The following is a 9,993-nucleotide window of genomic DNA, read 5'->3' as shown; positions in this document are numbered from 1 at the left end:
GGGAGGCAGAATGCCGGTCAAGGGCGTCATGACCAGAATCTATAAATTGCACGACGCCTTGGCGACCGATTTTGAGCGGATGACTCATCTGCCGCCGATAAGGCGCGCCGTCCGCAGTCGGCCGCTCGCCGCTGTGCGCCGGGACGTGTGCCGCCCGACTGCTCGCCCGGCGCAGCGCTTTGCCGGCAAGAGCCGGGGCCGGACCCGGTCCGGCCCCGGCCAGTCGTCACGGGCAATTGGTGACGTTCTCTCCCGCGGTGCAGATGTCGGTGCCCGGCCCACCGTCGATCTTGTCGACCCCGGCCCCGCCGGCCAAGGTGTCGTTACCCGGGCCTCCATAGAGGAAGTCGTTTCCGGTGTCGGCCTGCACGGTGTCGTTGCCGGAACCGCCGTAGATGACGTCGTTGCCGCCGAACGCGTTGACCGTGTCGTTGCCGCCCAGCAGGCAGATCACGTCGTTGCCGGGACCGCCGACCAGGATGTTGTTACCCGAGGTGCCGACGATCGTGCAGCCGTTGGTGTTGTTGACCGTCGTGGTCTGCACGCTGGTGTTGTCGGCGGGGACCGGGTCGGCCGGGCTGCCGGTGGCCTTGGCCGTGGCGGTGATCGGGCCGGTCGCCTGCGGCTCGACGGTCAGGGTGATCGTCGCGGTCGCGTCCTTGGCCAGGCTGCCCGGCGTGCACGTGACGGTCAGGGCGGCGATCGTGCAGGTGCCCTGGGTGCTGGTCGCGTCCAGGACCAGGGCGTTGCCGGTCAGGGTGATCGTGGTCATGACGGCCGTGGCCGGGTTCGGGCCCTTGTTCGTCACCTTGGTGGTCGAGGTGAACGTGGCGCCCAGCGCGGCCGGGTCCGGAGCGTCGGTGGTGACCACGCTCAGGTCCGCGGCCGGGGCCGGGGTGACGGTCGTGGTCGCGGTGCTGGAGTCGTTGGTGGTCACGGTGTCGCCTTGGTCGGCCTTCACGGTCGCCTGGGCCGAGTTCGGCCCGGCGGCCTGCGGCAGCACCTTCACGGTGATCGTGGCCGTGCCGTCCTTCGGAAGGTTGCCGATGGTGCAGTTGACCGTGGGCGCGGTGGTCTCACAGGTGCCGGCGTCCGGCGTGACGCTTTGAATGGTGAGGTCGGCGCCGGCCAGGGTGATCGTCGCCTTGACACCGGTGGCCGCGTCCGGGCCGTTGTTCGTGGCGACCACGCGATAGGTGTACGCCGTTCCGGCCTGCACCGGATCGGCCGAGACGGTGGTGGCCACGCCCAGGTCGGCCGACGGCGGCGCCGTGATGGTCGTGGTCGCGGTGCTGGTGTTGTTCGTCTGCGGCGTGTCGGGGTGGTCGCCGCTGACGGTGGCCTTCGCGGAGACGGCGCCGGCCGCCGCCGGCCGGACGATGATCCGGTACAGGGGTGACCCGCCGCTGGCGAGAGTGCCGACGTTGCAGGTCAGCGTGGATCCGGCGGCGGTGCAGGAGTCGGTGTCCTGGATGGTGTAGTCGCCGGAGAGCACGATCGTCGCCCTGACACCGGTGGCGGTGTCCGGGCCGTTGTTCCGGACGACGACCGAGTAGACGAGGGTCGCGCCGACCTCGACCGAGTTCGCGGAGCCCGTGACGGACACGGCGAGATCCGCCGCCTGGGGCTTGGGCTCGACGGTCGTGGTGGCGGTGCTCGTGTCGTTCGTGCTCTCCCGGTCGACCTCATCGGCGGCGACGGTGGCTTTCGCGGTGATCGGCTGCGCCGACTTCGGCAGCACCGTCACCGTGCGGGCGTCCGACCTACCACTGAGGAGGGTGAGGTAACTGCAGGTCACCGTGTTGCCGTTGATCGGGCAGCCCGAGGCGTTCTGGATCGTGAGATCGGCTCCGGACAGAACCAGGGTGGCCTTGGCGTTGCTCGCACTGTCCGGGCCGTTGTTCGTGAAGACCAGGCGATAGTCGTACGGGGTGCCGACCTGAACCGGGCCGGCCGGGCCGGTGACGGTCACGGCGAGGTCGGCCGACGGTGACCGCGGGTTGACGGTCTTGGCCAGGGTGCTGGTGTCGTTCGTCGCGACCGGGTCGACCGACCCGGCATTGACCTGAGCGACGGCGGTGAGGTTCCCGCTGCTCTGCGGTGTCACCGTCACCGTGACCGTGGCGGTGCCGCCGTCGGCGAGGGTGTCGAGGTAGCAGACCGCCCTCGACGCCTCGCGCACGCAGAAGCCGGTCCCGATCGAGGCGCTCTGGATGGTGCGGGGCACCCCGGACAGGTCGACGGCGACGGCCATCGAGGTGGCGGCGTCCGGCCCGTTGTTCCTGACCACGGCGCTAAAGGTGTAGGGCGTGCCGGCCTCGGCCGGGGCGGCCGGGTCCGCCGGGTTGCTGAAGCTCACGGACAGGTCGGCCCAGGGTGCGGTGACCGGCGCGATGGCGATGTTGAACGCGTTCTCGACCGCCGTGACCGTGGAGAAGGTGCCGGACGCGACGTTGAGGACCTGGATGTTCTTCTTGTACAGCCCGGCGAAATAGACGTGCTTCCCGTCGGGGGTGACGGTAATGCCGCGGGAAGCACCGGTGTGGATGCCGTTCACGGACTCGGTAACGGTGTTGATCACCGAACCGTCACCGTCGTTGTCCGACACGTAGAGACGCGAGCCGTCCGGTGAGATCGCCAGACCGGTCGTGGTCGGGCCGACATCGATGGTGCTGTCGATCGCGAGGGTGGACGTGTTGATGACGGCGACCCGGTCCAGGGTGCTGCTGGCGGCATAGACGCGGGTGCCGTCGGGTGCGGCCACCAGCGCGGCCGCCCCATGCAGGGGGATGCTGGTGATCACCGCCCTCGTCGCGGTGTCGACCACCGAAATGGTGCCGGAGTTGTAGTTGGCGACGTAGACGTGACCATGGGGCGCGACCGCCACGGCGGACGGGTTGTTCCCGACCGGGATCGTGGCGGTGGTCGCGAGGCTCTCGGCTTCGATCACCGTCAGGGTGTTGTTGTCCTGGGGGACGTAGAGCGTCTGCCCGTCGTCGGAGAACGCGGCCCCGACCGGCGAGACGTCGAGCGCGCGCGACCGCACCACGTTGTTCGTCGCCGTGTCGATCCGCCTCAGGTTCTTCTGTGCGCCGCCTCGCACGACGACGATGTTCTTCCCGTCCGGCGCGGCCACCACCCGGTCGCCGTCGGCGTTGGCGATCGTGTCCACGACTTCGTTGGTGGCGGTGTCGAGCACCTGCAGCGATTCGCCCTGCCCGACGACGTAGGCCAGGGTCTTGGAGACCGCCGCCGCCGGGGCCGCCGGCAGCGCGGCCGTGATCATCCCGCCGAGCAGCGCCGCCGCTGCGAACAACGGCATCCGACGCCGGGAACGCGCGTATTTTGTCAGCATATATATCGAATTACACGAAAACAGAGATGCATTCTCAGCTGCTGCACAGCATGTCGTCGATGCCACCCGTTGGGGGCCGGATCGGGATCCGGCCCCGGCGGTTCAGGTCGTATTCGTCGCGGCGGTGGATGAGAGCCGTCACGGTGCCAAGCCGCATGGACCCCTGCGGGTACAGTGCCCCGCCGGTCCCGCTGTTCGTCCAGTAGGTACTCAGGAAGTCGCAGGCCGCCTTGTAGGTGTGTCGGCAGCGGGACGACAGTGTGCAGAACATCTGCGAGGACTGGGAGCTGGCCGGGGAGCAGGAACTCGAGCCGAACACGGTGTACGGCTATCGGTGGCTGCTCGGCCTGATCTACCCATACGTGGGTGGGGTGCGAGCCTCGAGGCTCAGCGCCCGAATGGTCGAACGCGCCTACCGCGAGCTAGAAGGGTGCGGCTACTCCCACAACCCTGCGGAAGTTGAATTTGTGTTGGCGAAGGCCTTCGTGGAGCAGGCCGGCCGGACCTTAGGGGTGCGTAAGCCGCGCGACAGCGACAAGGAGCGACCGGTGTGGTCGCCCGCCGAGGCGAGGCGTTTCGGAGACCACGTCGGCGGTGATCGTCCGTATCCGTTGTGGCGGCTGCTGCTGGTGACCGGTCTACGCCGTGGTGAGCTGTGCGGCCTGCGGTGGTGATGTGGAGCCGCTGCAGGGAACGCTGACGGTGCGGCGGCAAGTGGTGGTCGAGGATCCCGGAAGCCAGGTACGGGTGAAGCCGCCGAAGTCGCACAACGGTGTACGCACGCTGGTCCTCGACCCGGAGACACTGGACCTGCTCGGGCCGCTCACGGCGGGCCCGGCGTCGCGGTATCTGTTCGCCGGCCGGTGGGGCCAGCCGATCCGCCCGGACAACCTGACCGACCGGTTCGACCAGCTGGCCTCGGCGGCGATCGTGCGACGCATAGCCGTCCCGCCGAACGCCGGAGCCCGCCCTCCCAGGGGGCCCCCGCCCCTACCGCCACCCTCCCGCAAATCCGCAAGATCATGTCCGGGCCTGTGGACAACGCGCGGGTCTGTGGACGACGTGGGGCCTGGTTGTCGGGAGGGGTAGCGGAAGGCCTGCGGGCCTTCCGCTACCGAGGTCCAGTGCGGCGATCGGGTCGCGCGGCGTGGGTGCGCCGGCTATTGGGACCTGAGCGCGGCGATCGAGTCGCGCAGCCAGAGGGCGCTCTGCTTCGGGATCCGCTCCTGGGTCTCGTAGTCGACGCGGACGATGCCGAAGCGTTTGGCGTAGCCCTCGGCCCACTCGAAGTTGTCCAGCAGCGACCAGGCGAAATACCCCCGGACGTCGGCGCCCTGCTCGCGGGCGGCGGCCACGGCGGCGATGTGGGAGGACAAATACGCAGTACGGTCGTCGTCGGCGACAAATCCGGACTTGTCGGGCTGGTCGTCGAAGGCGGCGCCGTTCTCGGTGATGATCAAAGGGAGGCCGGGGTAGTCGCGGGCCAGGCGGACCAGGAGCTGGGTGAAGCGGGAAGGCGTGATCGGCCACCCCATGGCGGTACGAGGTGTGTCCGGCAGGACGGCCCGCACCACGGGCTCGCCCGCCGCGTCCTGCGTGCTGCCGTCGACATCCGTACCGGCGAAGTCCTGCCCGAAGTAGAAGTTGACCCCGAGCACGTCGAACGGCGCCGAGATGATCTCGAGGTCGCCGTCCTTCACCGGGAGGGCCGAGCCGCGCGCGGCGAGGTCGGCCACCACATCGGCCGGGTAGGTGCCGTGGCGCAGCGGGTCGAGGTAGAGCCGCAGCCCCATCCCGTCCGCCCGCCGCGCCGCCTCGAGGTCGAGGTCGGACGTCGACGCCGGATCGGCCGTGCCCATGTTCAAAGTGATGCCGAAGGTGTGCTCTGCAGACGATGCAGACCGCATCGCCTGCAGCGCCAGCCCGTGCCCGAGCAACAGGTGATGGGTGGCCGCCAGCGAGGCGTCGAACTCGCGCCGGCCCGGCGCGTGCACGCCCACGTTGTAGCCGAGCCAGGCCGAGCACCACGGTTCGTTCAGTGTGGTGAACGTCTTCACCCGGTCCTGCAGCTTGGTGAAGACCAGCCCGGCGTAGTCGGCGAACCGGTAGGCCGTGTCGCGGTTGGGCCAGCCGCCCGCGTCCTCCAGCTCCTGCGGCAGATCCCAGTGGTAGAGGGTCACCCACGGGTCGATGTCGTTGGCCAGCAGCTCGTCGACCAGCCGGTCGTAGAAGGCGAGCCCGGCCGGGTTGACCGGTCCGCGGCCGCCCGGCTGGACCCGCGGCCAGGCCACCGAGAAGCGGTAGCTGTCCAGGCCCAGGCTCTTGATCAGGGCCACGTCCTGCGGCATCCGGTGGTAGTGGTCGCAGGCCACGTCGCCGGTGTCGCCGTTGTGCACGGCCCCGGGCGTACGGCTGAAGGTGTCCCAGATGGACGGTGTGCGCCCGTCCTCGGCCACGGCCCCCTCGATCTGGTACGACGCGGTGGCCACGCCCCAGGTGAAGGACGGCGGCAGACCGGTGGCCAGGGGCGCCAGTTGGGTTGCGGGGTTCAACGGGTCTCCAGGGGAAGGTCTTCGGTCCGGGTCAGGGCGACGTCGACGGGGCCGGCCGGGGGATGCAGCCAGCAGGCGACGGTCCGGCCGGCCGCGGCGGCGTCGGCCGGGGGGCCGAGCACGGGGATGGTGGTCGGGCAGGGCTCGAACGCCTTGGGGCAGCGCGGGTGGAACGAGCATCCGCTCGGCATGCCGGCCAGGTCGGGGGGCGACCCGGGGATGCCGGCCAGCTCGCGCTTCGGCCCGCGAAGGGCCGGGAAGGATCCGAGCAGACCCTCGCTGTACGGATGCAGAGCGTTCCGGTAGATCGTCGCGGCCGGCGCCTCCTCGACGATCCGGCCGCCGTACATGATCGCGATCCGGTTGGAGAACTCGACCAGCAGCGACAGGTCGTGCGTGATGAAGATGACCGAGAAGCCGAGCCGTTCGCGCAGCTGGATGAGCTGACCGAGGATCTGCCGCTGCATGACCACGTCGAGCGCGGTCGTCGGCTCGTCCATGATGACCACCTGCGGCTGCAGGATCAGGGCCATGCCGATCATGACGCGCTGCCGCATGCCGCCGGAGAGCTGGTGCGGGTAGGCGTCCATCCGGTCGGGCGAGATGCCGACCAACTTGAGCATCTCGCGGGCCCGGGCGTTGCGGGTGTGCTCGCTCATCTTCGGCTCGTGGGCCTTGAGCACGTCGGTCAGCTGGGTCGAGATCTTGTGGACGGGGTTGAGCGAGTTCATCGCCCCCTGGAACACGATCGCCGTCTCGGCCCAGCGGAACTGGCGCAGCTTGCGGTCGCTGAGCGCGAGCACGTCGTACGGCTCGCTGTTGTCCGGGTGGTAGATCACCTCGCCGCCGGTGATGACGCCGGGCGGGGCGAGCAGTCGGGTCAAGCCGTAGGCGAGCGTCGACTTGCCGGAGCCGCTCTCGCCGGCCAGGCCGAGGACCTCGCCGCGGTGCAGGGTCAGGCTGACGTCGCGTACGGCATGCACTGCCCTGTCGCCGAGGCCGTAGTCCACATTGAGATTGCGGATCTCCAGTACGGGTTCCATCACTGCACCTCTGTCTTGGAGGCGGAGAGCACCGGCGTGAAGCCGATCCGCATCCGTACGGTCCGGCCCGACGTGGTCTTGATCTTGGTCTTGCCGGCGCTGCGCAGGCGCGGGCTGACGAATTCGTCGATGCCGAAGTTGATCAGCGAGAGCGCCGTGCCCAGGAAGGCGATCGCGAGGCCGGCCGGCACGAACCACCACCAGGCGTTCTGGGCGAGCGCCTGCTGGCCCTGGGCCCAGAACAGGATCGTGCCCCAGTTCCAGCCGTTGTTGGAGACGATGCCGATGAAGGCCAGGGTGATCTCGGAGAGGACGGCGAAGATGACCGTGCCGACGAAGCCGGAGGCGATCACCGCGGTCAGGTTGGGCAGCAGCTCGAAGCCGATGATCCGCCAGGTCTTCTCGCCGGTGGCCCGGGACGCCTCGATGTAGTCGCGCCGGCGCAGCGACAGCGTCTGCGCGCGCAGCACCCGGGCGTTCCAGGACCACGAGGTGAGCCCGATGACCAGCGCGATCAGGGTGTCGCTGGCGTTGTTGAGGATCGACGTGATGATGATCATCAGCGGGACGGCCGGGATCACCAGGATCACGTTGGCGAACGCGGAGAGCACGTCGTCGGTCTTGCCGCCCAGGTAACCCGCGGTCACGCCGATCAGCACCGACAGGACGGTGGCGATGATGCCGGCCAGGAAGCCGACGTACATGACGCTGCGGGTGCCGACCAGGATCTGGCTGAACACGTCCTGGCCGAGGTGGGTGGTGCCGAGCCAGTGATCGGCCGACGGGCCCTGCACCAGGTCGTTGCCGCGGGCGCTGGGGTCGTACGGCGCCACCCACGGCCCGATGATCGCGAAGAGCACGTAGAGGCCGAGGATGACCAGGCCGACCGCGGCCTTCTTGTTGCGGATGAAGGTGAACCGCTGCCGCTTGCGCTTGCCCGGATGCGGTTCCTCGGGCTGGGCCATCGAGCCCTGCCCGGGAATCACCTGCTCGATGCTCGAGGTGGGGATCGTCATCGCTCAGCCCTCCTTGCGGGTGCGCGGGTCGAGGAGCAGGTACGCCACGTCGGCCAGCAGGTTCGCGATCAGCACCGAGATCGTGATGACCAGGAAGATGCCCTGCATGAGCGGGTAGTCCTTGGCCCCGAGGGCCTGCAGGAGCGTGAAGCCCAGGCCCGGGTACGAGAAGACGATCTCGACCAGCAGCGTGCCGCCGACGATGAAGCCGAGCGACAGCGCGAAGCCGGAGACGTTGGGCAGCAACGCGTTACGGGCGGCATAGCTGACCGCGACCCGGCGCTCGGACAGGCCCTTGGCGTGGGCCACGGTGATGTAGTCCTCGGACGCCACCGTCACCATCATGTTGCGCATGCTCAGGATCCAGCCGCTGACCGAGGAGATCAGGATGGTCAGCGCCGGCAGCAGGCTGTGCTGGATGGCGCTCGGGATGAAGTACTGGTCGAAGGCGGGCACGAGGCCCGAGTCGAAGCCGCCCGAGGACGGGAAGAAGCTGCCCGGCCCGGCCAGCAGGAAGATCGCGATGATGCCGAGCCAGAAGTACGGCACCGACGAGAAGAACGTGGTCACCGGCAGCAGGCCGTCGGCCCACGACCCGCGCCGCCAGCCGGCCAGCACGCCCAGGCCGGTGCCGAGGAAGAAGCTGATGATCGTGGTGATGCCGACCAGCAGCACGGTCCACGGCAGCGCCTGCGAGATGACCTGCGAGACCGGGGCCGGGAAGAACGTGAAGGACAGGCCCAGATCGCCCTGGAAGATCTGCTTCCAGTAGTCGATGTACTGGTTCCACAGGCTCTCGTGCTTGTCCAGGCCGAACAGCACGTACAGGGACTGGATGGCGTCGGTGCTGAGCTGGCCCCGGTATTTCGCGATCAGCGACTGCACCGGGTCGCCGGGCACCAGCCGCGGGATGAAGAAGTTCAGGGTGATCGCGGCCCACGCGGTGAACAGGTAGAACGCGATGCGCTGGAGGAAGTACCTCACGACGCGGCCTCCGAGGAGTCGTAGAGCCAGCACGCCGCCCAGTGGCCGGGCGCGTCGCCGATCGGGAGCGGCACCGGCAGGTCGGTCGAGCAGCGCGGCATGGCCGACGGGCAGCGCGGGTGGAACCGGCACCCCGAGGGCGGCTTGATCAGGCTCGGCGGCTCGCCGTTGCCGCGGTCCTCGTCGGCCGGGTCGAGGTCGCCGGTCAGCCGGTCCGGGTCGGGGGCGGAATCGATCAGGAGCTTGGTGTACGGGTGCGCGGGGGACTGGGTGACCGTCTCGCTGTCGCCGCCCTCGACCATCCGGCCCGCGTACATGACCATCGTCTCGTCGGCGAAGTACCGGGCCGAGGCGATGTCGTGGGTGATGTAGAGGATGGCCAGGTTCAGCCGCTCCTTGAGGTCCCGCAACAGGTTCAGCACACCGAGCCGGATCGAGACGTCCAACATGGACACCGGCTCGTCGGCCAGCAGGGCCTCGGGCCGGGCGCCGAGGGCGCGGGCGATCGCGACGCGCTGGCGCTGGCCGCCGGAGAGCTCGTGCGGGAACTTGTCCAGGTAGCGCTCGGGTGGGGTCAGGCTGACCCGGGTCAGCAGGTCGTGCAGGGCGGCGTCGAGGTCGTCGGCGTTGCCGTGGATCCGCAGGGCCCGGGTCAGGTGGTACCGGATCGTGTGCACGGGGTTCAGCGAGGCGAACGGGTCCTGGAAGATCATCTGGACCCGGGCCGCGTACGCGCGGAACGCCCGGCCGCCCTTGACCTTCGTGGTCTGCCCGTGCAGCTGGATGTCGCCGGCGGTACGGGGATAGAGCTGGGCCAGCAGGCGGGCCACCGTGGACTTGCCGGAGCCGGACTCGCCGACCAGCGCGACCACCCGGCCGCGCCGCAGGGTGAGGTTCACATCGTCGACGGCGTGAACCGCGTCGTGCTCCTTACGGAAGATCTGTCGTAGTTGCCGGCGGACAGGGAAGTGCTTGGTCAGGCCTACCGCCTCGAGCACGACCTCGCCGGAAGGCGCCTTCGTCGACGTCATGAAGTTTCCTTT

Annotated in this window: 7 protein-coding genes; 1 reads left to right on the top strand and 6 read right to left on the bottom strand. The window is 69.2% G+C overall.

What is annotated here, in order from left to right:
* Positions 1-226: 226 nt before the first annotated feature.
* Positions 227-3,322 carry a CARDB domain-containing protein gene (locus AB0J66_RS46275; RefSeq protein ID WP_364674871.1) on the bottom strand — a complete coding sequence of 1,032 codons (3,096 nt, stop codon included), beginning with the start codon at positions 3,320-3,322 and terminating at the stop codon, positions 227-229.
* Between the two features lie 293 nt (positions 3,323-3,615).
* Here AB0J66_RS46275 and AB0J66_RS46270 point away from each other — a divergent pair, with 293 nt between their 5' ends.
* On the top strand, positions 3,616-4,029 hold the full coding sequence (locus tag AB0J66_RS46270; protein WP_364674870.1) for a hypothetical protein: 414 nt from the start codon (positions 3,616-3,618) through the stop codon (positions 4,027-4,029).
* 486 nt (positions 4,030-4,515) lie between these two features.
* On the opposite strand, the gene AB0J66_RS46265 is transcribed toward AB0J66_RS46270, so the two are convergent.
* Genes AB0J66_RS46265 through AB0J66_RS46245 form a run of 5 tightly spaced genes read right to left on the bottom strand, consistent with a single transcriptional unit; the run spans position 4,516 to position 9,981 of the window.
* Positions 4,516-5,907 carry a GH1 family beta-glucosidase gene (locus AB0J66_RS46265; RefSeq protein WP_364674867.1) on the bottom strand — a complete coding sequence of 464 codons (1,392 nt, stop codon included), beginning with the start codon at positions 5,905-5,907 and terminating at the stop codon, positions 4,516-4,518.
* Entirely contained in the window at positions 5,904-6,950 is a 1,047-nt protein-coding gene (locus tag AB0J66_RS46260; RefSeq protein WP_364674865.1) for an ABC transporter ATP-binding protein, read from the bottom strand. The genes AB0J66_RS46265 and AB0J66_RS46260 overlap by 4 nt, the downstream gene beginning before the upstream one ends.
* Positions 6,950-7,966, bottom strand: a complete 1,017-nt coding sequence (locus AB0J66_RS46255; RefSeq protein WP_364674862.1) for an ABC transporter permease — start codon at positions 7,964-7,966, stop codon at positions 6,950-6,952. Before AB0J66_RS46255 ends, AB0J66_RS46260 begins: the two co-directional genes overlap by 1 nt.
* A gap of 3 nt (positions 7,967-7,969) precedes the next feature.
* Positions 7,970-8,950 carry an ABC transporter permease gene (locus AB0J66_RS46250; RefSeq protein WP_364674860.1) on the bottom strand — a complete coding sequence of 327 codons (981 nt, stop codon included), beginning with the start codon at positions 8,948-8,950 and terminating at the stop codon, positions 7,970-7,972.
* Positions 8,947-9,981 carry an ABC transporter ATP-binding protein gene (locus AB0J66_RS46245; protein WP_364674857.1) on the bottom strand — a complete coding sequence of 345 codons (1,035 nt, stop codon included), beginning with the start codon at positions 9,979-9,981 and terminating at the stop codon, positions 8,947-8,949. The genes AB0J66_RS46250 and AB0J66_RS46245 overlap by 4 nt, the downstream gene beginning before the upstream one ends.
* Positions 9,982-9,993 lie beyond the last annotated feature (12 nt).

It is taken from the genome of Actinoplanes sp. NPDC049598, assembly GCF_040675435.1.
Classification (GTDB): Bacteria; Actinomycetota; Actinomycetes; order Mycobacteriales; family Micromonosporaceae; genus Actinoplanes.
Note: the sequence above shows the minus strand (reverse complement) of the source record. Positions and strands in the feature narration are given on the sequence as shown.